The sequence below is a fragment of the Chitinophaga sp. MM2321 genome (assembly GCF_964033635.1).
Taxonomy (GTDB): Bacteria; Bacteroidota; Bacteroidia; order Chitinophagales; family Chitinophagaceae; genus Chitinophaga.
The window spans coordinates 1,302,053-1,325,192 of the sequence record NZ_OZ035533.1 but is presented as its reverse complement, the minus strand read 5'-3'; the positions used below and the strand labels follow the sequence as shown (position 1 = coordinate 1,325,192).

Below are 23,140 nucleotides of genomic sequence, written 5' to 3'. Positions count from 1 at the left end.
AGCGGCGAAACATGATAGATGAAATTTTACAACAACAACTGAGCGCGGCACTTTCCGGACAATTAAAAGTGAAAATACAGATTAATGAGGCAAAAAGTGTGCACGGTGGCGATATTAACCAAACATTTCGTATAGCCACCAATGAAGGTTATTATTTCCTGAAGTTGAATGACGGTATCCGTTATCCTGATATGTTTTCGCAGGAATATGCAGGTCTTGAACTCCTGCGGTCCGCCCAGGCTTTGATGATACCCAGGCCCCTGGCTTACGGCACGGTGCAGGGCAAAGCCTACCTGGCGATGGAGTATGTGGTAAAAGGAAATGCCGTGAATAATTTCTGGGAAGACTTCGCCGCTTCGCTGGCGCGGCAACATCGCAATAGCCAGCCTCATTTTGGCAGTCCTGCCTCCAATTATATCGGTTCTTTAAAACAATTCAATACACCCTATAGCAACTGGCCGGTGTTCTATGCCTTTAACCGGTTGTTACCCTTGGCCAGGATGGCCTATGATCAGCAGCTTATTGAAAAAGGTATGGTGCAACAGGTAGAGCGGCTTTGCAAGCAGCTACCGCAGTTGTTTCCGATTGAAGTACCGGCATTGCTGCATGGAGATCTGTGGTCGGGCAATTTTATGATTGGTGCGCACGGGAAGGCCTGTGTGTTTGACCCTGCGGTATATTATGGTAACCGGGAGATGGACCTGGCAATGACGCGGCTTTTTGGCGGTTTCGACACCCGTTTTTATTATGCTTATCAGGCTGCCTATCCGCTGGCGCCGGGATGGCAACAGCGGATAGGCATCTGCCAGTTATATCCATTGCTGGTACATATGGTTTTATTTGGCGGCAATTACTACAATAGTGTCCGGGAAGTATTGCAGGCGTATTGATTATTGACCGGCAGCATCGGTAAATTCACGCATCCTTTTATATTCTGTTGCTACCAGGGGATAGAATTTATCTACATCAGCAGTTATTTCGCTAAACAAGGACATGATGATATCCATGTCCTGTGGCTGGCCGGTACGCAGTTCATTTTCCAGGGTCTGCATTTTATTGCTGATCCAGGTGAGACCAACCATGGCGAAATTCGGTTTGAGCTTATGTACCAGGAATTTCACTTTATCCCAGTCCTGGTTCATGAAAACTACCCTTAACTTTTCAACTTCATCCCTGATCGTCTTAACAAAAATTTCAAATAAGTCGGCTGCATAGGAGATATTGCTCTCATAGAGGGCGGTAAGGTATTTTACATCCAACTCAGGATGAAATTCATATCCGCTGACATTCTGTACTTCTTCCATTAGTAGTTCTGTTTCTTCTTCGTTGAGATATTTATTAAAAATCTGTAAGAGCTGATCGGGTGTGTATGGTTTTATCAGGACATCGGTTATGCCGGCAGCCCTGACTGTGCTGGCGGTACTTTCCATAGCAACGGCGGTGGTGGCGATAATTGGTGTGGCCACGTTGGGCTGCTCCTCATCAGCTCTTATTTTTTGTGCCAGTTCCAGGCCGTTCATCCCGGGAATGCGGATGTCCATGAGGATTAAGTCGTATTGCCGTGATTCCAGGAACCAGGTGGCATCTGGCCCATTGGTAGCCAGCTGGTAGTTGATCTTATATTTTTCGAGCAGGCTCATCATGTAGCGGAGGTTCATCGGATTGTCTTCCACTACCAGCACGCGGGCTGCTTCAAATGTACGTTGTTTAAGTTTCCGGTGTTGCTTCCCTCCTGCTGACAGTGGTTTCCGGCTGTCCATAAAGGGCAGGTTGAAGCTGAAACAGGTAGCGAATCCGGGCGTTTCTTCCACCTGGATGGTACCGCCCTGCAGTTCCACCAGCCGCTTTACGATGGCCAGTCCCAGGCCGCTGCCGCCATAATTCTGGCGGATATCGCCTGCTGCCTGTTTATAGTCGCCGAAGATGAGTTCCAGTTTATCCTTTTTGATTCCGATTCCGGTATCGCATACGTGGAAGCGGATCCAGAGTTTGTTATCCTGCCAGCTTTCCTGTACGGCTTTGAGGGCTATTTCCCCTTCTTCTGTGAATTTCTCTGCATTCCCCAACAGGTTAAGCAGGATCTGGTTCAGCAAAACATCATCGCCAATCAGCCAGGTATTGAGGTTGGCATCCAGTTCAACGGTAATTTTCACCGGTTTGCGGCCCAGTTTCAGTTCGAATGTTTGTCTTAACGACTGAATGAGTTCCCGCGGGTTAAATTCGCGTTGATTGATCTGTAGTTCACCGGCTTCAATCCGTGAAATATCAAGTATATCGCTGACGATGCCCAGCAGGATGCCGGAAGAGTGTTTGAGGATGTTGACGTATTCCTTTTGCTGTTTGTCCAGGTTGGTTTCATCGAGGAGATGGGCCATCCCGATAATCGCGTTCAGGGGGGTACGTATTTCGTGGCTCATGCTGGCCAGAAAGTCTTTTTGTGCGTGCCGGGCTTCTTCCGCGAGGCGGCGGGCTTCTTCGAGTTCTTTCTGTAGCATTTTCTGCCCGGTAATATCCATGTGGAGGCCGGCGCCACCAATGATTTTGCCGTTATGGTCAAACACGTTGGCCGAGCTGGCGAGCACCCATCTGCGGGAGCCGTCTTTCAGCCTTATTTCCATATCGTACAGGAGCGGAACGTTTTCGTCCATGCGTCGTTTGCGGAGGGCGTGGGCGTATTGCCGGTTTTCTTCCGGAACAAAGACGTCTGTAATATTTCTCCCTATTAATTCTTCTTCATTATAACCGGACAGGCGGCAGAAGCTTTCATAAACGCGGGTAATATTTCCATGCACATCTGTTTCGCACATGGCGGCGTTGAGATTGTTGAGGATTACCCGGAATGTTTCTTCATTTCTTCTGATAGCTTCCTGCATATGATGGCGGCGGGTCACGTCTACCAGTTGCCAGATACTGCCTTTGAAAGTTTCGCCGGCAAAAACGGGCATATAGGTTACTTCCCATACCCTTCCATCCTTAAAGGGCAATTCCCAGCCGAAATAAGGCTTTTTCTCTTTCCTGAGCGTTTTCATTCTTTCCACGAACAATTCCTGTTCAGCGGTGAGGGGTTTGACAAAACGGATAAGTTCGCTATATGTCGGTTTTTCCGGGAATGGTTGGGCGAGGTATTGGAGAAAAACATCATTTACCCAGCGGGTACGGTATTTTTCATCTGTGATGAGAATACCTGCGCTCGTATTGTTGAGCCAGCTGGTGATGGGCAATGAAAATATGTCCGGGGCGCCATTTTCCAGCATACCAGCTTCATCAGGAGTAACAATTTTCCTTGCATTCTTTCCTATGACTGTCATCTTTTTGATGGAATAGGGGACTAAGGGTTTTCTAATTTTCTAACGTCTTTCTAAAAACAGGTATGAGATAAAAGTTGAATTGATTACCTTTGCGCCTCACGCCTGCTACTTCTACAGCAGTATGGCAGATATTTTATTATATAAATATATATAATTTGATTATCGATGTGAACAAATTTATGAAATTTTTGCAATTGCAAATATTTAATTACCTTTGCATCCCTCTAAAAGTGAGGATATTATTGATATGAAACCACTCCGAGAATTTGATATTGCCTTTGTAGGATTAACACCAGGGGTGCATTCATTTCAGTATGAAATCGGGGATAGTTTCTTTGATAACTATGAAGGGCCGCAGGATTTCAACGATTGTGCGGCAACAGTGAAGCTCAATTTAGACAAGAAGAATAATTTTTTCCTGTTGAAATTTGAGATAGGCGGAAAGGTTACAGTAACATGTGACCGGTGCGGAGAGCCCTTCGACATGCAGTTGTGGGATGAATTTGACCAGATAGTTAAGCTGGTAGATAATCCGGATGAACTCAACAGCGAGGATGAAAATCCGGATGTAGCGTACATTTCAAAAACAGAAAGTCACCTGAGTGTGGCCAACTGGATATACGAATTTATTCTGCTGAGTATTCCAATGCAACGTATACATCCAGACAATGCCGATGGCAGCAGCGGATGTAACCCAAAGGTGATTGAAATGCTGGAACGAATGAACCAGCAGACTAAAGAAAACGATAACCCAATCTGGAAAGGATTGGATAAATTTAAGGACAATTAAAAATTAAATAAAATGCCAAATCCTAAACGCAGACATTCTCAGCAAAGATCAGCAAAGAGAAGAACGCATTATAAGGCGGTAGCGGATACATTAAGCACAGACAGTGCAACCGGAGAAGTGCACCTGAGACACCGCGCTCATTGGGTGGAAAACAAACTGTACTACAAAGGGAAAGTAGTGTTGGAAAAACAGAGCAACGCTAAATAATTTATTTTACTATTTTTACCCGAGCTAACAAGAACAAACTTGAGTTACATGAGAATCGGGCTTGATATGATGGGTGGCGACTTCGCCCCCGCAGAAGCAGTAAAAGGAGTAAAATTATATTTAGACACTGTTGCATCTGATGTGCACCTGGTGCTGATAGGGGACGAAGCGCAGCTTACTCCTTTATTGGCCGGAACGCAGCTGGACCAATCAAAATATTCAGTTGTTCATTCATCCCAGACCATTGGGATGAATGAACACCCTACCCGGGCACTGAAAGAGAAGCCAGAATCCTCTATCTCTATTGGTTTTCATTTATTGAAGAATGAGAAAATAGATGCTTTCATCAGTGCAGGTAATACCGGCGCCATGATGGTAGGTACCTATTATTCTATTAAGGCCATAGAGGGAGTGCAACGTCCTACAATTTCTACTCTCGTACCCCGTGAAAACGGATCGTACGGCCTCTTGCTTGATGTTGGTATCAATGCTGACTGCAAACCTGAAAACCTGGCGCAATTTGCCATTCTGGGAACCCTTTATTCCAAGCATATCCTGAAGATTGATAATCCGAAAGTAGGCTTGCTGAATATCGGCGAAGAAGAAGGCAAAGGCAACCTGCTCGCCATGGCTACTTATCCGCTATTAAAAGAAAGTAAACAAATTAATTTCGTTGGCAACATAGAAGGAAGAGATATCCTTTCTGAAAAAGCCGATGTAATTGTATGTGAAGGCTTCACCGGCAATATTGTGCTGAAGATGGCCGAATCATTCCAGGAAATAGCCACCAGGCGTAAGATCCAGGATGATTACATGCAGAAATTTGATTCTGAAACCTATGGCGGCACCCCTGTTTTAGGCGTTTCCAAACCCGTTATCATCGGTCATGGTATCTCCAAAGGCACTGCCTTTAAAAACATGGTATTGCTTGCCCAGCAAATGATTGAGAGCAAACTGCTGGAAAAGATCAAAGAGAGCTTTGTACAGCAGTAAAGAAGATATTAAAAAAGGAAACCCGTTTTAGCACAAGCTAAAACGGGTTTCCTTTTTTAATATCTTTCTTACTTACGATTGCTCCTCATAGATCGGTAGCTTCACATAAAAAGTGGTTCCTTCGTTGAGTTTTGTTTCAAACCATATTTCCCCCCTGGTTTGTTCTGCAATGTTTTTACACATAGCCAGTCCCAACCCCGTACCGGACGATTTGGTAGTGAAATTGGGCACAAATATTTTAGACTGCACCTCCGGTGAAATACCTCCCCCATTGTCGGCCACACTCACTATAACGTAACGATCGGCTGTAGCACGCAGCTGTACAATGATATGACCTTTTGTATTTTCCGGGATGGCCTGGATAGCATTCAGTAACAGGTTGGTAAAGAGGCGGTTCATCTGCGTCTTATCTGCAAAAATATAAAACGGCATACCGGGATCTATATATTCTACTTCGCAATCTTCATGACGCTGATACAACCCGGTGAGGGACTGCAATACTTCATTCAGTAATACCACCTCGTTACTCGGTTCTCCTATACGTGCAAATGTGGAAAAATCCGAAGCTATATTGGAGAGATGCTCGATCTGTTCTACCAACGTACCGGCTACGTTGCGGGAAAGCTCTTTCACATTGGGTGAGTCGCCGGCAATAGCCCTTTGCAGGTATTGAATACTGAGCTTCATGGGTGTAAGCGGGTTCTTGATCTCATGCGCCACCTGCCTCGCCATTTCGCGCCAGGCGCCCTCGCGCTCACTCTTGGCCAACCGGGCAGCACTCACTTCCAGCTTGCGCACCATCTTGTTATATTCTTTCACCAACGCACCAATCTCATCATCCTTATCCCACTCAATTTCATCGTTCCGTTGGCCCAGGTTTACGTGGCGCAGTTTCTCCGTTACCAGTGAAAATGAACGGGTAATAGAATTGGTAATCAGCAATGCCACCATACCCGCAATCAGGAAAATGAAAGCGTTGAAATTGATCAGCGCCACCAGGAAGTTGGAGATCTGCTGATTCAATTCTGTTTGTGTGGCAAAATAAGGAACGTTCAGATAGGCCATCACTTCTCCCAAAGGATTACGCAATGGCATATAACCTGATAAAAAGGGCATGGCCCCTATTTTCTCTGTTTGAATAAATTGGATATGCTCCTGCTGGAAAAGCTGGTAATAAGCCATGGGGTTCATTTTCCGGGAAATCAACCCTTTTTCTATCATCAACGGCTGGGTGGTCAGTTGCAGGTTTCCATCCCGGTCATAAACGTTGATATCCAGTGCTCTTTCATCGGCAATATCGGATAGCTGCGCAGACAACTTCTCCCTGAAATGCTGATCATACATATCTTCTATCTGATCAAAATCCTGTTGCTTCATGAATACTTTTTCCACATCATGCGCCACCTCTCCCATTGTCCGGCTAAGCCGTTCCCGGTTCTGCGTTTCGGAACGATAGATAAAGAACATGATGGTGGTGATACCCAGGATCACAAAAGAAAACACCACCACAAAGATGATCGTGCCATGTACTTTTTTGCGGATGCTCACATTAATCAGCGTACGCAGGGTGCTGATACGCATGCGTGCCTTGATGAGCAGGTCAAATACTTTATAGATCACAATGATGAGCAGGAACAGGCAGAACATGTAGGCAAACAAGGTGATAAACTCCACGAATGTCCTGCTTTCCTTTACTACAAGTACTACTTTGTCTGCCGAGGCGCGGTAGATCAACTGGGAGTGGCCATCCACATCCCGCGCACTCACTTCAGCAGCGGGCAGATCAGATTCATACAGGCGGATCGGAAAAGGGAAAGCGCCATAATTGCTCACCAGGATATTTTTATCGTATACCGCGTAGGAATAGTTGGCGGCGGATTCCCTGCTGCGGTCGTTCAGGTCGCCTTCCACCAGCAGTTCAGGATAAAGCCGTTCATTGCTGATCACTTTGGGTTTCAGCACATACACCAGCCAGCCGGTGCCGGAATGGTCTGTACTATTCCGGAACTCCTTTTTACCGATATAGCTATAGTCACTGAAACTACGCTCATAATAATATACATCGTTGCCATTTACATCAGAGGGTGATACATCCGATTCAAAGAACATGCGGCGGTTAAAGGAAATGAGGCTCGTGGTATCGCCAGGAAATAAGGGCTCCCCGTTTTCATCATAAGGATAAAATGATACATCAAAGCGGCTCAGGTATCCCTGGAAATACTTCTGTGTCAACACTTTCACCAATTCCGCTTTCGATCGTTTGCCGCGTTTATCCTCGAAGAAATACTGCATGTATTCATCATGCTCTATCTTCCTCCCCACATCATTCAGGAGCATTTCGAGATAAGGGTCCTTTTGTTTGGATACATCTGCGGCCAGTTTCTCGCGGGCAGATAATTCCTTTTGATCATTATAATAAATCAGCACACCGGAGGTGGTGATGGTTAGCAGGAAAAGCCAGAACAGGAAAGGCACTGTGGCAACGCTGCTCTCAAAACGGTCTGCCAGGAAATCCAGCATAACGGTATAGAGCAGCAACCATACCACCATGGTAACAGAGAATGGCAGCTCCGGATTATTGGTGCGGAACAGCAGCCAGATAATGCCTACAGCAGCCAGCCAGATATACTTGGTACGGTATTGAAAATTGGTAAGCTCATTCAGCAGGTAGTTAATGATCTGCGAGAAAAACAGAAAGCTGAAAGAGATGAAACCCAGTACCACAAAGCCGATCACACTATATTCCGTCAAACTGAAGGAATTGGTGACATCGAATGATATTTTGGAATCTATTACCAGGCTCTGAATGAGGTCTGCCAGGAATTGTTCTACTATATACAACACCAGGCTGGCAAAAATGATGACCACACTTTGCAGCCACTTCTTTTTGATCACCGGCGGGTTGATGGTTTTTACGTGTTCCCGGAAGAAAAGGATCATCCAGAAAGTGAGCAGCACGTTTAGCAGCAGATCGCCCAGGGAATAGAATATTTCATCTTTTGCATAGATAGCAGGATCAAAAACATTCAGCGCCCGCAGGTTAAACGGGAACGGATACACGTAGCTAAGCACCCGCAGCCCAAAAACGATCAGGAACAGGAACAGGAAACCGTATAGCGGGTTTGTTGTTTTAGCCAGCAGGGTAGCAAAAAGATTGAGGAAGATAAGTACGCAGATGGCGCCCAGCACCCGCAGTATTACACTGAGTGTATTTGGCGGATGCACATTAATGCTCCGGTTATAATCAAGATAAAAAAGCGTTTGTCCTTCTCCGTTAACGACCGGCAGGATACTATGTTCCGGCAGTACAAGTTGGGGCAATTCCATATGGATGGTATACTCCATACCCAGTTCCGCCTTATCGTAGAAATGGTTGACCAGGAAACTATTCTTGATAGCATATTCCATGCGTACCGGGATCGTCCCCACAAGGTATTGCTGATGCCCCTCCTCTGATGGCATCCTGCGGGTGATCACTTCATAGTAGCCGTTTTTCAACTTCATGAACTGTGCGCCCTCCCGGATGCCTTTGAGTTCTTCCGGCAATACCTGGCTGGTGCTCCAGAAGGTAAGCCAGGAGCCGGCATTACTGGAGTCATAAGCAAATACAAAGTAATCCCGTTTGGTAAGACGCTGCAGCGTACGTTCGTCATAAGTACGACGCAACAGGCTATACGAAACGGCTGTATCCTTCACCAGGTCTTCAAACGACTCCTCCCGCTGGTGCAAACTCTTCTCCAGGCTGCGCTTCACGCCCTGGGGAGAAGAATAGTATGACCAGTAATTACTGAACAGGAAGGCGAAGGTAAAGAGCCAGGCCGCAATGATCAGCAGATAACCGTGCCGGAGGAAGAAGAGGCGTATTTCTTTGATGTCGATCAATCCATTATATTTTGGGATTTCCTGATTTTGGAATTTTGGAATTTTGTTTCCGTGGAAGATATAACACGGAAACAAAATCACTACATCCGTAAATCAAGAAATCTATAAATGTTCAGTGGTTTTCACTTTATTCCAGAGTGTGTCCATTTCCGTTAGGTTCATATCATTGAGGGTACGGCCCTGTTCCAATGCAAGGGCTTCCATGTGCTGGAAGCGGCGCTGGAATTTTTTGTTGGTGCGTTCCAGTGCATTTTCCGCATCAATATTCAGGAAGCGGGAATAGTTGACCAGGGAGAACATCACATCACCAAATTCTGCTTCTATTTCATCCTGGTTGCTTTCCTTTACGGCTTCTTCCAGTTCGGCCACTTCTTCTTTCACTTTATCCCATACCTGACCGGTATTATCCCATTCGAAGCCGGTTTGTTTTGCTTTTTCCTGGAGGCGCATGGCTTTTACGAGGGCAGGGAGGGAAACGGGGACCCCGCTGAGAACGGATTTTTTTCCTTCTTTCAGTTTCAGTTTTTCCCAGTTCAGTTTCACCTGTTCTTCCGTTTCTGCTACTACATCTCCATAAATATGCGGGTGACGGGTGATCAGTTTATCGCAAACGCCATTGATTACATCGTTGATATCGAATTGTTGCTGCTCCGCTCCTATTTTCGCATAGAATACGATGTGCAGGAGGATATCGCCCAGTTCTTCCTTGATGGATTTCCAGTCTTGCTCCGTAATGGCATCCGCCAGTTCGTAGGTTTCCTCGATGGTAAGCTGCCGGAGTGTCTGGATGGTTTGTTTGCGGTCCCAGGGACATTTCTCCCTCAAATCTTCCATAATCTGTAGCAATCGGTCGAATGTAGCTGTCTTTTCCATATTCCGTAAAAATACAGAGAGATTTTGTCATTTTGCTATTTTGAACGGCCTGTCATCACCCCGGGTTAAAACCGGCAAAATATCCAAATCTCTCCATAAAAAATATCCTAATGTTTAAAAGGCATTTTAATTACATTTGCGGGCTGTATAAAAATGTAGCGATTTAGGATTTTTAGGATATAGCAGGTTTGTTTCCAGGTGGGTTATCTGCCGGGGCCAAATCAGGAAATCAAAAAATCGAAAATCCCAAAATGTATTGATATGAATCCGAAACACATTACGCTTATTTCATCGGAATTAGGTATATCAGCGAAACAAGCTGAGAATACCATGAACCTGTTGTCTGAAGGATCAACGGTGCCTTTTATCAGCCGTTACCGTAAAGAGGTGACGGGTAGTCTGGATGAAGTGCAGATAGGTCGCATTGAGGACCTGCAAAAGCGTTACAAGGAGGTGGATGACCGCCGTGAGTTTATCATCAAAACGATTACGGAACAGGATAAAATGACGCCGGAGCTGCTGGCAAAACTGGAAGCATCCTGGGTATTGGCAGAACTGGAAGATATGTATCTGCCATATAAGCCCAAGCGTAAAACCCGTGCTACGATTGCTATTGAGAAAGGACTGGAACCTTTGGCGCAACTGTTATTTGATCAGCAGGATGGTGATACAGTCGCCGCCGAAACATTCCTCAATGAGCAGGTAGCCACTTCAGAAGAAGCATTGAAAGGCGCCAGGGATATCATAGCAGAATGGATCAATGAAAATGCAGAATGCCGTGACAAGCTGCGTAAACTGTTTACACATACCGGCAAGCTGACCTCCAAAGTAGCAGAAGGAAAAGAAGAAGAAGGCAATAAATACAAAGATTATTTCGCATTTTCAGAAGACCTCCGCGAGGTGCCTTCACACCGGGTGCTGGCCATCCTGCGTGCAGAAGCAGAAGGTATTTTGTTCAGTACCATTGCGCCGGAAGAAGCGGATGCATTTGAAGTAATCAACAAACAATTTGTGAGTGGTCATGGTGCAGCTGCTGAACAGGTTGCCAAAGCCGCTACAGATGCCTATAAACGTTTGCTGCGTCCATCCCTGGAAAATGAATTCAGGGCGGTAGCAAAAGAAAAAGCAGATACAGAAGCGATAGATGTATTCGCTGAAAACCTGCGTCAGTTGCTGCTGGCAGCTCCACTGGGGCCTAAAGCCGTGATTGCCATAGATCCCGGATACAGAACAGGTTGCAAGATAGTAGCACTGGATAACCAGGGTAATATGCTGGACAATGATGTGATCTATCCGCTGGAAAAAAACTATAAAAGTGAGCATGCCGAAGCCCTGCTGAAGAAATGGGCTGAACGCTATGATACTGCTGCCATCGCCGTAGGTAATGGTACCGCCGGCCGCGAAACAGAAGAATTTGTGAAGAAGATTGATTTCGGTAAGAAGATCAACGTGTTCATGGTGAATGAAAGTGGCGCGTCCGTTTATTCTGCCTCCGAAGTAGCCCGGGAAGAATTTCCTGACTTTGATGTAACCGTGCGTGGATCTGTATCTATAGGCCGCAGACTGATTGATCCGCTGGCAGAACTGGTGAAGATCGATCCTAAATCTATCGGCGTAGGACAATACCAGCATGATGTAAACCAGTCGTCGCTGAAACAGAGCCTCGACCGTGTGGTGGTTAGCTGTGTAAATAATGTGGGGGTAAATCTGAATACGGCATCCAAACATTTACTGGCGTATATATCCGGTCTGGGCCCCTCTTTGGCCGAGAACATTGTTAAATACCGCAAAGAAAACGGCGCTTTCAGCAACCGTATGCAACTGAAGAAAGTACACCGGCTGGGTGAAAAAGCATTTGAGCAATGCGCAGGATTTTTACGTATTGAGAATGGCGATAACCCGCTGGACAATTCGGCGGTACATCCGGAGCGTTACAACCTTGTAGAGGAAATTGCCAGCAAACAACACTGTACTATCCAGGAACTCATGGGACAGGAAGATCTGCGCAAGAAGGTGAACCCGAAAGATTATGTAAAGGAAGACGCCGGCCTGTTGACAGTAGAAGATATTCTGAAAGAACTTTCAAAACCCAGCCGCGATCCGCGCGATGAAATATCCATCTTTGAATATGCCGAAGGCATTCATAAAATGGAAGACGTGAAAACCGGTATGGTGCTGCCTGGCGTGGTAACCAATATCACTGCTTTCGGTGCATTCGTAGACATCGGCGTGAAACAGGATGGCCTGGTTCACATCTCCCATATGTCAAACAAATTTATCAGCAATCCTAACGAGGCGGTGAAACTGAATCAGAAGGTAATGGTAACTGTACTGGAAATAGATATTGCCCGTAAGCGTATTTCATTGTCCATGAAAGATAATGAGAAAGGCGGTGGTAGTAGCAACAGTCATTCAAATCAGCATGGACCGCGCAAAGAACCGCGTAAAGATAAACCGGCAGCTAAAGAAGCGCCACTGAATGATTTCCAGGCGAAACTGGCAGCGTTACGAAACAAATTCGACCAAGATTAAAGGATTATAGGATTAACAGGATGGGTGTTTTGTTGTTTGATTTTTTTGATTATTTATTGTTTGATTATTTATTGTTTGATGATCTATTGTTGATGATCCATTAAACATGATTAAACAACAAAACACCCATCCTGTTAATCCTATAATCCTTCAATCCTGGTCAGCCACTGAAGAAATTTTTCCGGATAATCGGTATCTCCTTTTTCGCTGAAAAGCAGGAGTTTTTTGTTGATGGTGAAACCAACATAAATGATATCCCGGTCCATATCAATAGCGATGGCGGCATCATCATATCCTGACTTTCCCGGCATATAGCCTTCATTAAAAAGTATTTTATTTTCCACTTCTATAGGCGGTGTTACTTTTAATCTTTCCATAAAAGTTTTTCTTGCTTTACCCAACAGGTTTTCAAAGCGGGTTTTCAGCGGTGCTACTTCGAAGATGTTAATATCTGAAGCATATTTCCCATCGTATTCAACGAAAGCGTTCCAGGAAGCGATCCTGTCTATCTGAATAGTATCGCCGGTGGCGATCATGGTGTCAGTAGGTGGTTTATGCTGCTTGTTGGCCGATACGACGGCGCTTACCTCCGGTGCCGGGCTATTGCACGCAAGAGTATAAAAAGTCACTAATACGCATGCTATAGGCGTCATCTTCACGGTCATGGTTAAATATTTACTTTTCATAGAATGGGTTCCCAAAGGCTGACAGGTCCCACTTTCCTGTTAAATCAGCTGCAATAAGAATGTTTATATACTATGCCTGGGGTTACAAGTCAAATAGTAAAATGCTCAATGGTTTCTCAATTTACAATAAATTATCCTTGATTATTTCCCTTTAAAGACGGGAGGTCTTTTCTCCATAAATGCCTGCATGCCTTCTTTCTGATCTTCGGAGGCGAAGAGCAGGTAAAAGTTTTTCCGTTCAAAATGCAGGCCCTCTTCCAGGGAGGTATCGAATGCCTTGAGTACGGCCTCTTTGGCCATTTTCAGGGCCAGGGGGCTCATGGCAGCCACTTCCTGTGCCAGCTTGATAGCTTCCTGTAAGAAGAGTTCTACCGGCACCACCCGGTTGATCAGGCCGGCTTGCAGGGCTTCTGCTGCGGTGATGAAGCGACCGGCGAGCACCATTTCCATAGCGAGGGCTTTCCCCACAGCACGGGTAAGGCGCTGTGTGCCGCCAGCACCGGGCATTACACCCAGTTTTATTTCCGGCTGACCGAAGCGGGCCGTTTCGCTGGCTACGATCATATCACATAACATGGTCAGCTCGCAACCGCCACCCAGGGCGAAACCGCTTACTGCTGCAATGATTGGCTTCTTTATTTTTTTGATGGTATCCCAGGTACTGAACTGGTCGGTATTATACATATCAATGGCCGATTTATCTGCCATCTGTTTAATATCCGCGCCAGCGGCAAAAGCTTTTTCGTTGCCACTCAGTACAATAACCCTTACGCTATCATCTGCATCCAGGCTTTTGAGCGCATCGCGCAGTTCTCCCATCAGTTGCAGATTGAGTGCATTAAGTTCCCTGGGCCGGTTCAATTGTATATGGGCTACAAAGGGCGCCACTTGCGGGTGTATGATGATGTATCCGGGTTGCATCATTTAAAGTTACAGAAATATGCCAAAAATAAGCGCCAGTAAAACAAGGAATGCGATAATAGTAGAGATCCCGTAGCTCACGGTGAGCAGGATCCCTTTGAGCAGGGACTTACCAAATGACTGGTGATAAGTATTTCTGAGGGCCAATACCAGGTACCCAAAAATGATCCAGGAAGCGATATCCATAAACGGTGGTTTATGAAAATAATATTGAAGGATTGCTCCCAGCAGCAACAGGATAAACGCAAAGGCATGGATATGGATGGCAAAGATGGCGTGATCCACATACAGCCAGCGTTTTTTGTCGTATATCATTTTTACGAAGAGTGCAAAGAGTGGCAGCAGCAGGAACATCAGTTTGGGCAGGTTATGCCTGAACATTTCCACCAAAGCTTTCTGTTTATCCCCCCGATACTTCTGTTCCAATTCGATCATTCTCCTGGTAAGGAATTTCTCGCTTCCGGTTGCGCGGTTTGCGGGAGGAAGCTTTAACTGGGCGGAGTCGTATGCTGCTACTGACTTATATCTCCCGATGTCGTCTGATAGTCCGCTCAGTTTCCGGGCGGCTTCAGAGCTGTCATTTGCCACGGCTTTTTTTGCTGCTTCCGGGGTGGCTATCAGCCGGAGAGAATCATTGAGTACCTTTGTTTTAAAGAGCGGTTTTTCAGCAGCCGATTCCGTTTCGTCCTGGCCGGTGTTTAGCTCTACTACATCATTGGCATAGAAGGCAAAAAACCCCAGGAAGAAAACAAAGGAGATAAAAACATATAATTTTATGGGATTGACATATTTCACTCTCCTGCCCGCCAGATATTCTTTGGTCAGAAATCCGGGGCGAAACAACAGGTATTTCAGGGTAGAGAGGAATTGTGAATCATAATGGAGGATATCTGCTGTAAAATGTTTGAGCAGATGGCCAAATGTTTCATGTTGTATGGTGTTTTCCTGTCCGCAGTGGGTACAGAACCTTTCCGGCACTTCTGTACCACAGTTCAGGCAGTGTTTGTCTGTACGAAGGGGTTGCACTTTCAAGGGTAAATCTGTTCTGCAGATAAAGGTAGATAAAAAGGCGTTTCAAATGATGAATTACGGAAGATAGCAGAAGATACAGACAGGAGATTACGTTCAACAAAATCATATATTTGAAAAATTTTAAAATGATTTTTACGTTTTACTTTTGTAACAATTAAAAATCAGCGATTTTACCTTCATGAAGAAAACGATCTTACTGGCATTAGGGTTACTGGCACTAACAGGGAAAGCACAGGCCCAATATTACTTTCAGGATATTTGCAATACCCGGCAAACCGCTGCCAACATGGCTTTATTGAAAGCAAACAAAGTAAAGGCACAGATGGTGCAGACGCTGGATGCCAATATGGATACAGATAATGACTTCCGCTGTGAACGCACACTGAGTCCTACTTACCACCAGATGCGCTCACAAACACAATCGCGTGCCACGGGTTATTCTTCCATGCTGTCCTCCTTTTCTTCAAAGGGACTGCTTACAAAGACGGTAGACAGTACCGGTTCCAGCGTTACCACAACCTTATATCGTTACGATAGCGAAGGACGGCTGCAATATATCAGCAGCACCTCCATAGCAACCGCCCTGGGCAGCAAAATGCGTTTTGATGAAACCAGGAGCTATAGCTATGATACCGCAGGGCAATTACAACGCATGATCCAGAAAAAAGGCAACAATAACGATTCTACCATTTTTGTGTTTAAGACCGACAGTACCGGCCATATCACCGAAGAACAGGAACAACGCAACGGCAAAGCAGTGAAGCGCACGTATTACAACTACGACCAGCAAGGGCGCCTGACAGATATCTTCCGTTATCAGCCGGCAAAGAAACGGATGCTGCCCGATTATATTTTTGAATACGATACCCAGGGGAAATTGCTTAAAATGACGACTGTTAATGCACAAACCTCCTCATATACCATATGGCAATATACTTACCAGCCTAATGGGTTGCCACTGAAAGAAGTGTGTTATGGCAAAGGCAAAGAATTGCTGGGTACAGTGAAGTATGGTTATGTAATGAATCCTTAATTGCAGGTGAAAATAATGAGATGCATAAAATATTTTGATTCAACGCGAGAAAAATTTTGTTGCTTCAGAAAGATTCCTATCTTTGCAATCCCAACAAAAAAAGCCGGTGGCTTTTAAGTTCTTACAATAATGCGAAAGTAGCTCATTTGGTAGAGCACGACCTTGCCAAGGTCGGGGTGGCCGGTTCGAGCCCGGTCTTTCGCTCTCGTTCTTTACAACGCCCTGATGGTGGAATTGGTAGACACGAGGGACTTAAAATCCCTTCCTCAGCAATGGGGGTGCAGGTTCAACTCCTGTTCGGGGCACAACTGGGGAGCGTCGCTCCCAAATTAAAAAAGGCATCGTTTCAAAACGATGCCTTTTTTATTTATAATCAATGTGTTGCAATCTACCTACCTTTTGCTTTTATTGGTTACTGAGTTCTTCCCGCTCCATAAAAGCATAACAAATCATATGACAGATATGCATGTGGCAATCTTCTACCCGTCCATAATGTGTGGAATCAACAACGATGACCTGACTGGCCAATTCTGCCAGTTTCCCCTTCTTTCCACCCACTAATGCTACCGTGAAGATATTGTGCTGATTACACCATTCAATCGCTTTTACCAGGTTAGGGGAATTACCGCTTACACTCATTACCATGACGGTATCACCCGGCCTGGCATAATTTTCAAGCTGCCGGAGAAATATATCTTCATAAGCGTAATCGTTTCCGATGGCGGTTAACCAACTTACATTATCGTTTAAAGAAAGACAGCGAAAACGCCGGTATGTTTTATCGGATGAACCTTTTCCAAGGTCTGTAATAAAGTGGGAAGCATTTGCAGCACTACCGCCATTGCCAAATACAAATATTTGCCGGTCTTCTTCCAATGCTTTCCTGAAATGAAGGATAAGTTTCTCCACCTCTTCAACTGGTATGGAATCCAATGCCGATTTGTGTGCTGTAATATAATTTTCCAGATAATCTTTCATAAAACATTCAATTTTCTCTGTTTATTTTAAAGCAGTTTTTGCCAGTTCCAATGCACCCATCGGGACAACATTTTCACGCAATGCGGAAATTTGTACAGGAGGTGCAGGTAAAAAAGCATTCATCAGGTAACCAGATAATGCAGTTGCGATGGGTGAACTCAGGTATTCATCCAGGAAAGACAGGCCTCCTCCGATGATGATAATTTCAGGATGAAAAAGATGCGTTACATGAGAGAGCGCAAATGCAATATCATCTGTAACTTCCTTCAGTATTTCCCTGGCAGCAGCATCCTCTTTTTCCAGTGCAGGTTTAAGCAATCCTGCTTCAGGTATAGTATGCTCCTTTGCCAGTTGTGCAAGCAGGCTATCGGGATGCTGATGTATATATGCGCTCACTTTTTTGTTTACAGCCCAGCCCGAACATTTTGATTCCAGGGTAGCGCCGCTTTTATCCAAACGGAGATGCCCTACTTCTACTTCACCGGGCGCCTTGCCGTGATAAATACTTCCATCGAGTATCATTCCACCTCCAATACCGCTGCCGATGGTCATATAAAACACCTGCCGGTATCCCTTACCACCGCCATACACGCTTTCACCTAAAGCCGCCACATTGGCGTCATTATCAATCATCACCGGCTTTCCGGTACGCTCTTCCAGCCAGGTCTTTAAATTAAATTGCGCCCAGCCGGCTATCTGATGGGAAACCTGGATGGTGCCGGTATGCCAGTTCACGGGACCTCCAAATCCTACTCCGATGGCAGCTATATCACTGAGATCTCCCCAGGTACCAAAGCAATCCATTATTTTAGCCTGGATTCCTGCAGCGCCTTCTGCTGGATCAATGGTATAGCGCATATGCTGCTCAATACTTCCTGCCGCCGTTCCTGTGATTAACTGAAGTTTGGTACCCCCAATTTCAATACCGATGAATTTCTTTCCCATCATAAAAATCCATGAATTCGTCTAAAAAAATGTTTTAAGGACGCGCTATTATCTTTCTAAAATAAATTACGCCTGCCTTGATATCGGGCACACTATTATACCAGTTATACTCATATTCAGCAGAAATCTGCCCATTAAAATGCTGTCTTTTCAATTCCTTTATTATACCGGCTATATCTACCACACCTGTTCCCCAGGGTACACTACGCGCTTCCTTGTTATTCTTTTCATTCAGATCAGCCAGGTGCGAATGTAATACATGTCCTTCTAATTTTTTCAAACACTCGATGGGATCCAGGCCGGATTCTACCCAATGCGCTATATCGGCACAGGCTCCAAGGCGTTTACTTTGTCCTTGTATAGCTTTCAGCACAATATCCGGACTCCAGTAATGTGTAGGATAGGAATGGTTATGGATGGCTACATTGATCTGGTATTCATCACAAAGCTTTGATATCAGCGGAAGATCTTTTTCGTCAGGTTCCGAAGTAAAGGTTTTTATACCCATTGCTTTCCCAAATTCAAACAGCTGCCGCCAATCAGCTTCGCTTTTAGGGGTAACAACGCCGTAAGCAGCCATCACCGCTCCTTTCTTCTTTAATCTTTGCAGTACTTGTTTCCTGGTAGCTTCATTCATATGGTAATCCAGCTTTCCTTCCACCCCTTCGCCAATAACATGTCCCGGAAAACCTTCTATATATATCAGCTTACAACTATCAAATTTATCAATCGCCTCCCAGAATGTAAAATTCTTAAAGTTATAAGACACGGCTCCCAGCTTCCAGCCCAGTTTTGTTTCAGGATATTGCCTGGATGAGGAAGACTGACCATTACAATATGTAACGATGGCAAGCATGGTTAACGATAATACGAAATGCTTCATTTTACAGAATTTATTTTATTCAAACGTGTTTAAAATATTTACTTCACCTGTTACCATTGCACTACAAATTACCTTTCTTCAATTCCTGTATCGCATAATCTGCCGCCCTGGCTGTTAACGCCATATAAGTAAGCGAAGGATTTTGTGTAGATGTAGACGTCATACATGCGCCGTCTGTTACAAACACATTATTACAGGCATGTAACTGATTCCATTTATTCAATAAGGATGTTTCCCGAGATTTGCCCATTCTTACACCGCCCATTTCATGAATATCAAGCCCTGGGGCCATGTCTACCTTATCAGTACCAATATTTTTGAAGCCAGCTGCGGTAAACATTTCCGACAGCTGTTCAAAATAATCATTCCGCATCTTTTCATCATTATCATCATAGTCTACAGCTACTTTCAGTAAAGGAACACCCCAGTCATCTTTCAGACTGCCATCCAGGCTCACGGTATTATGCTCTTTGGGAATCGTTTCTCCCATCATATGAGAGCCTACCCGCCATGGTCCTAATGAAGGATGTAACAGGTTCTCTTTTAACCCGCTTCCTACACCGTTTGTATCACGGTCATTACTTCTGTAAGCAGAAAATCCTGCGGCATATCCCCTAAGAAAATTTGTTTCCTGTTTAAATACATTTCTAAACCGCGGAATGTATCCGCCGGTTGGCCTTCTCCCGTCAGTAGTAAATTCTTTTAATCCATCAAATTCTGCATGAATACGGGCGCTATAATTATGGAAAGCCACAAACTTTCCAAGCAGGCCGTTATCATTCCCTATGCCATTTGGAAACCGATGAGAAGTGGAATTAAGCAATATAAGGTTCGTATTCAAAGCGGCAGCATTCACAAAAATAACTTTTGCGAAATATTCAATTTCCTCTTTGGTATTTGTATCAATAACTTTCACACCGGTGGCTTTCCCTTTTTGCTCATCGTAAATAACGGAATGAACGACAGAAAACGGACGAAGTGTCATATTACCGGTTTTTGCCGCCCAGGGAAGTGTAGAAGAATTACTGCTGAAGTAGCCGCCAAACGGGCATCCCCGTTGGCACAAGGTTCTGTTCTGGCATTGCGCACGCCCCTGCTCCAGGTGTATAGGCTGCACCTGGGATATATGTGCACAACGACCGCTGATAATATGACGGTTACTATATTTACTGCTCACCTGTTTGCTGAAATAATCTTCCACCGCATTGAGTGGATAGCCGGGCAGGAATTCTCCATCCGGCAGCTCTTTCAATCCGTCTTTGTTTCCTGCAATCCCGGCAAACTTCTCCACATAACTATACCAGGGTGCGAGATCATTATAGCGGATAGGCCAGTCTACTGCGAAACCGTCCCTGGCAGGCCCTTCAAAATCAAAATTGCTCCAGCGTTGCGTTTGCCTCGCCCATATCAATGACTTGCCACCCACCTGGTATCCACGTATCCAGTCAAAAGGCTTTTCCTGCACATAAGGATGCTCCTGATCTTTCACAAAGAAATGCGCGGTATCTTCTTTAAAAGCATAGCAACGGCCAGCAATAGGATTCTCTTTGCGAACGTCCAGCTTTAATTCTCCCCGGTGTTCCAGTTCATAGGGATACATATTGGTGGTAGGATAATCAACGTTATGTTTTACATCCCTCCCCCTTTCCAGCACTAATGTTTTAAGTCCTTTTCCTGTCAACTCTTTAGCGGCCCATCCACCGCTGATACCGGAACCTATCACGATTGCATCAAAAGTGCGTTCTTTAACGCTATCAATATTTAAGTTTGCCATGCCTGTTCGTTTATGTGTTTTTTACCGGGAAATAACCATCGTACCTGCCTGGAACCAATTCATAGATCACCAGATTTGTCATCACATATTTTGAGTTTAAATATCCCTGGATGGTCTTTTGCTTCATGATCTTATAGAAGGTAGAAACATCACCGGCATCTTTCATAGTGGTTTCAATGTTTTTAAGCACTGCTTCTCTATCGACCTTGTCACAAGCCATAAAAGAATCACCATATTGCTTTTTTGTAATTTTCTCCAACTGTTTCAGCCCTTTTATAAAAGCTTCCTGCTGATCTTTCTCATAACAGTCGTTCAGCATTTTTAATACGAAAAGATGCACACCCAATGCTTTTGCTCCGGGTGTATCCGTAGCGGGAATAATGGTTTCAGCAATTTCAGCCAACAGTTTTTCCTGATCGGCACTTATATCCAGATTACTGAATCCGGCAGAAACCTGCTTTTTCTGCGTTCCCAGGCAGGAGGGCAACAATGTTATTCCTCCTGATATAATTAATAGGTTTCTTATAGCTGCACGCCTTTCCATGGGTAATATCTTTTAAGTAAGTTGTCTTTTATGCCATCTCAATATCCGGGATTCTGTTTTAAATAGGGTTGTCCGTCTTCGGCATTGCCCATACTTAATATTTGTGTTTCAGGAATAGGGAAAACCATTTTGTATTCAGAGAAGGCAGGTACCGCGGCAAACTTGCTGAGATGCTCCTTTTCTTTCAATATATAGTAGCCCAGTTCTTCCTTGGCTACGGCATAGCCCCAACGTTGTAAATCAAAGAAACGTGTTCCTTCCATACCAAACTCCAGTTTACGTTCGAAGCGTATTGCTTTCAGTGCTTTTTCCTTGCTGTCGAAATAGCTGGCAGGGTACTCACTCACTTTGTAATTAGCTGCGGGCTGTCCGTTTAACATCACCAGGTCATTGGCAGCACGCGCCCTCACTATATTCACATACATACGCCCATCTGCGGGCTTATCTGTTTCAGCTAATGCCTCCGCATACCACAACAACACATCTGCGAAACGGATCAGATTTGTATTCAGCGCCGAAAGTTTGCTGGTATAATAAACATCCGTTTTTCTCCATACATTTTTCTTTGGCAGAAAAAAACCTCCGTTCGCCGCATCCCTTACCCAATCTTCTTTCATCATGCCCCAATCATAATAGGGTACACCCCGGCGACCAACAGTATGATCCAGACGGGGATCAACCGGCATCGTTTTGTCTGCTATATCAGTAACACCATTCGCCCCCGCAACGTTGCAGCCCGGGATGACGCTGTTCATATAAGAGCCATCCAGTTTTGGCAATCCGGCTGCATCCACCTGGAATGAATTAACCAGTGAGAAAGAGGGTTGGAATAAACCCCAGCCGGCAATAACACCTGCAGAGCCATAAGGCTGATTGCCAATCATTCCCGGATCTGCATTACCACCAGCCGGATCATCGGTTGAATGCTGGATAGCAAATACGGTTTCACTGTTATTCTCCGTAGCGATATTGAAGTTGTCGCTATACTTTGGTGTTAACTGATACTTCACCCCCCTGGAATTCATGCCGAGATCTATTATTCCCTTTAACAACGGTGCTGCGGCAGAGAACTTGTTTTCATACATATACACCTTGCATAAAAGCGCCTGCGCAGCCCACTTGTTGACACGGCCAACATTATCCTGCACTTCCGGCAGCAGCCCTATAGCCTCCACCAGGTCCGCTTCTATCTTCGGATAGATGTCTGTATCATTCTTTACCTTGGGATTATTGTCAGTAGCTTCCAGCACATCGTCAACATAAGGCACCATTTTGAAGAACCGGCGTAATTCAAAATATCCCAAAGCACGTAAAAATAATAATTCTCCCTTTCTTTTCTTTTTTAAATCGGCATTCACATTATCGCCTGCGGAATTAACAAAATTCATCGCGTGATTGGCGTTTTTAATCAGCTGATAATTGAAGTTCCACTTTTCAAGACACCATTCATTATTTGAAAGGATATTATAGAATTCAATCTGGATCATTGCGGCAGGTCCATCACCGGGGGTGGATCCTTTATTGGCATCTCCACCATAAATGGAACCAAAAGACCAGTTAGCAGGTGTACCTCCTCTCAGGCTCTGGGTTAAAGAAGCATAAGCATTGGTCACTATCAGGTCAATACCATTTGCATCAGACAATGCTACTTTATCAATACTCCCTTGCGGCCGTAAATCCAGCGCCTTATTACATGAAGTAAAGATTAGCATCCATGTGGCGATCGAAAAAATCAATGATGTATTTCTCATCTTTATTT

18 protein-coding genes and 2 tRNA genes are annotated in these 23,140 nt (G+C 44.9%); 8 read left to right on the top strand and 12 right to left on the bottom strand.

Annotated features, from left to right (window positions below):
* Positions 1-11: 11 nt before the first annotated feature.
* Complete coding sequence (locus ABQ275_RS04975) at positions 12-890, top strand: fructosamine kinase family protein (RefSeq protein WP_349317169.1); 879 nt, start codon at positions 12-14, stop codon at positions 888-890.
* Here ABQ275_RS04975 and ABQ275_RS04970 read toward each other — a convergent pair whose 3' ends face one another.
* Positions 891-3,308 carry a PAS domain S-box protein gene (locus tag ABQ275_RS04970; RefSeq protein ID WP_349317168.1) on the bottom strand — a complete coding sequence of 806 codons (2,418 nt, stop codon included), beginning with the start codon at positions 3,306-3,308 and terminating at the stop codon, positions 891-893.
* A 247-nt stretch (positions 3,309-3,555) separates the two neighbouring features.
* Between ABQ275_RS04970 and ABQ275_RS04965 the strand changes: the two genes are divergently transcribed.
* Genes ABQ275_RS04965 through plsX form a run of 3 tightly spaced genes read left to right on the top strand, consistent with a single transcriptional unit; the run spans position 3,556 to position 5,298 of the window.
* Positions 3,556-4,098: a DUF177 domain-containing protein gene (locus ABQ275_RS04965; RefSeq protein WP_349317167.1), complete on the top strand. Its 543-nt coding sequence runs from the start codon at positions 3,556-3,558 to the stop codon at positions 4,096-4,098.
* Positions 4,099-4,110: 12 nt separating this feature from the next.
* On the top strand, positions 4,111-4,305 hold the full coding sequence (gene rpmF, locus ABQ275_RS04960) for a 50S ribosomal protein L32 (protein WP_143307284.1): 195 nt from the start codon (positions 4,111-4,113) through the stop codon (positions 4,303-4,305).
* Positions 4,306-4,353: 48 nt separating this feature from the next.
* The gene (plsX, locus tag ABQ275_RS04955; RefSeq protein ID WP_349317166.1) at positions 4,354-5,298 is read left to right on the top strand and encodes a phosphate acyltransferase PlsX; all 945 of its coding nucleotides are present in this window, start codon (positions 4,354-4,356) and stop codon (positions 5,296-5,298) included.
* Between the two features lie 72 nt (positions 5,299-5,370).
* On the opposite strand, the gene ABQ275_RS04950 is transcribed toward plsX, so the two are convergent.
* Both ABQ275_RS04950 and mazG read right to left on the bottom strand, forming a co-directional pair.
* Positions 5,371-9,180 carry a HAMP domain-containing sensor histidine kinase gene (locus tag ABQ275_RS04950; RefSeq protein ID WP_349317165.1) on the bottom strand — a complete coding sequence of 1,270 codons (3,810 nt, stop codon included), beginning with the start codon at positions 9,178-9,180 and terminating at the stop codon, positions 5,371-5,373.
* 102 nt (positions 9,181-9,282) lie between these two features.
* Positions 9,283-10,053, bottom strand: coding sequence for a nucleoside triphosphate pyrophosphohydrolase (gene mazG, locus ABQ275_RS04945; RefSeq protein WP_349317164.1), 771 nt, complete (start codon positions 10,051-10,053; stop codon positions 9,283-9,285).
* A gap of 261 nt (positions 10,054-10,314) precedes the next feature.
* On the opposite strand from mazG, the gene ABQ275_RS04940 reads away from it, so the two are divergent.
* Positions 10,315-12,585 (top strand): Tex family protein, encoded by a 2,271-nt coding sequence (locus tag ABQ275_RS04940; RefSeq protein ID WP_349317163.1) that lies wholly within the window; start codon positions 10,315-10,317, stop codon positions 12,583-12,585.
* A 140-nt stretch (positions 12,586-12,725) separates the two neighbouring features.
* Here the strand turns inward: ABQ275_RS04940 and ABQ275_RS04935 are convergent, their stop codons facing one another.
* The 3 genes from ABQ275_RS04935 to ABQ275_RS04925 form a co-directional block, all read right to left on the bottom strand.
* Entirely contained in the window at positions 12,726-13,271 is a 546-nt protein-coding gene (locus ABQ275_RS04935) for a hypothetical protein (protein ID WP_349317162.1), read from the bottom strand.
* 141 nt (positions 13,272-13,412) lie between these two features.
* On the bottom strand, positions 13,413-14,195 hold the full coding sequence (locus tag ABQ275_RS04930) for an enoyl-CoA hydratase-related protein (RefSeq protein ID WP_349317161.1): 783 nt from the start codon (positions 14,193-14,195) through the stop codon (positions 13,413-13,415).
* Positions 14,196-14,201: 6 nt separating this feature from the next.
* Positions 14,202-15,218, bottom strand: a complete 1,017-nt coding sequence (locus ABQ275_RS04925) for a DUF3667 domain-containing protein (RefSeq protein ID WP_349318785.1) — start codon at positions 15,216-15,218, stop codon at positions 14,202-14,204.
* A 184-nt stretch (positions 15,219-15,402) separates the two neighbouring features.
* Between ABQ275_RS04925 and ABQ275_RS04920 the strand changes: the two genes are divergently transcribed.
* From ABQ275_RS04920 to ABQ275_RS04910, 3 genes are all read left to right on the top strand, one after another.
* Positions 15,403-16,257 (top strand): hypothetical protein, encoded by an 855-nt coding sequence (locus ABQ275_RS04920; RefSeq protein ID WP_349317160.1) that lies wholly within the window; start codon positions 15,403-15,405, stop codon positions 16,255-16,257.
* Between the two features lie 131 nt (positions 16,258-16,388).
* Positions 16,389-16,461 (top strand) — tRNA-Gly (locus ABQ275_RS04915).
* A 15-nt stretch (positions 16,462-16,476) separates the two neighbouring features.
* Positions 16,477-16,562, top strand: a tRNA-Leu gene (locus ABQ275_RS04910).
* Positions 16,563-16,662: 100 nt separating this feature from the next.
* Here the strand turns inward: ABQ275_RS04910 and ABQ275_RS04905 are convergent.
* The 6 genes from ABQ275_RS04905 to ABQ275_RS04880 form a co-directional block, all read right to left on the bottom strand.
* Positions 16,663-17,235 carry an SIS domain-containing protein gene (locus ABQ275_RS04905; RefSeq protein ID WP_349317159.1) on the bottom strand — a complete coding sequence of 191 codons (573 nt, stop codon included), beginning with the start codon at positions 17,233-17,235 and terminating at the stop codon, positions 16,663-16,665.
* Positions 17,236-17,256: 21 nt separating this feature from the next.
* Positions 17,257-18,183 (bottom strand): ROK family protein, encoded by a 927-nt coding sequence (locus ABQ275_RS04900; RefSeq protein WP_349317158.1) that lies wholly within the window; start codon positions 18,181-18,183, stop codon positions 17,257-17,259.
* Between the two features lie 31 nt (positions 18,184-18,214).
* Entirely contained in the window at positions 18,215-19,063 is an 849-nt protein-coding gene (locus ABQ275_RS04895) for a sugar phosphate isomerase/epimerase (protein ID WP_349317157.1), read from the bottom strand.
* Positions 19,064-19,124: 61 nt separating this feature from the next.
* Positions 19,125-20,837, bottom strand: coding sequence for a GMC family oxidoreductase (locus ABQ275_RS04890; protein WP_349317156.1), 1,713 nt, complete (start codon positions 20,835-20,837; stop codon positions 19,125-19,127).
* A gap of 10 nt (positions 20,838-20,847) precedes the next feature.
* Positions 20,848-21,381, bottom strand: coding sequence for a gluconate 2-dehydrogenase subunit 3 family protein (locus ABQ275_RS04885; RefSeq protein WP_349317155.1), 534 nt, complete (start codon positions 21,379-21,381; stop codon positions 20,848-20,850).
* Positions 21,382-21,419: 38 nt separating this feature from the next.
* Positions 21,420-23,132 (bottom strand): RagB/SusD family nutrient uptake outer membrane protein, encoded by a 1,713-nt coding sequence (locus tag ABQ275_RS04880; RefSeq protein WP_349317154.1) that lies wholly within the window; start codon positions 23,130-23,132, stop codon positions 21,420-21,422.
* Between the last annotated feature and the right edge of the window lie 8 nt (positions 23,133-23,140).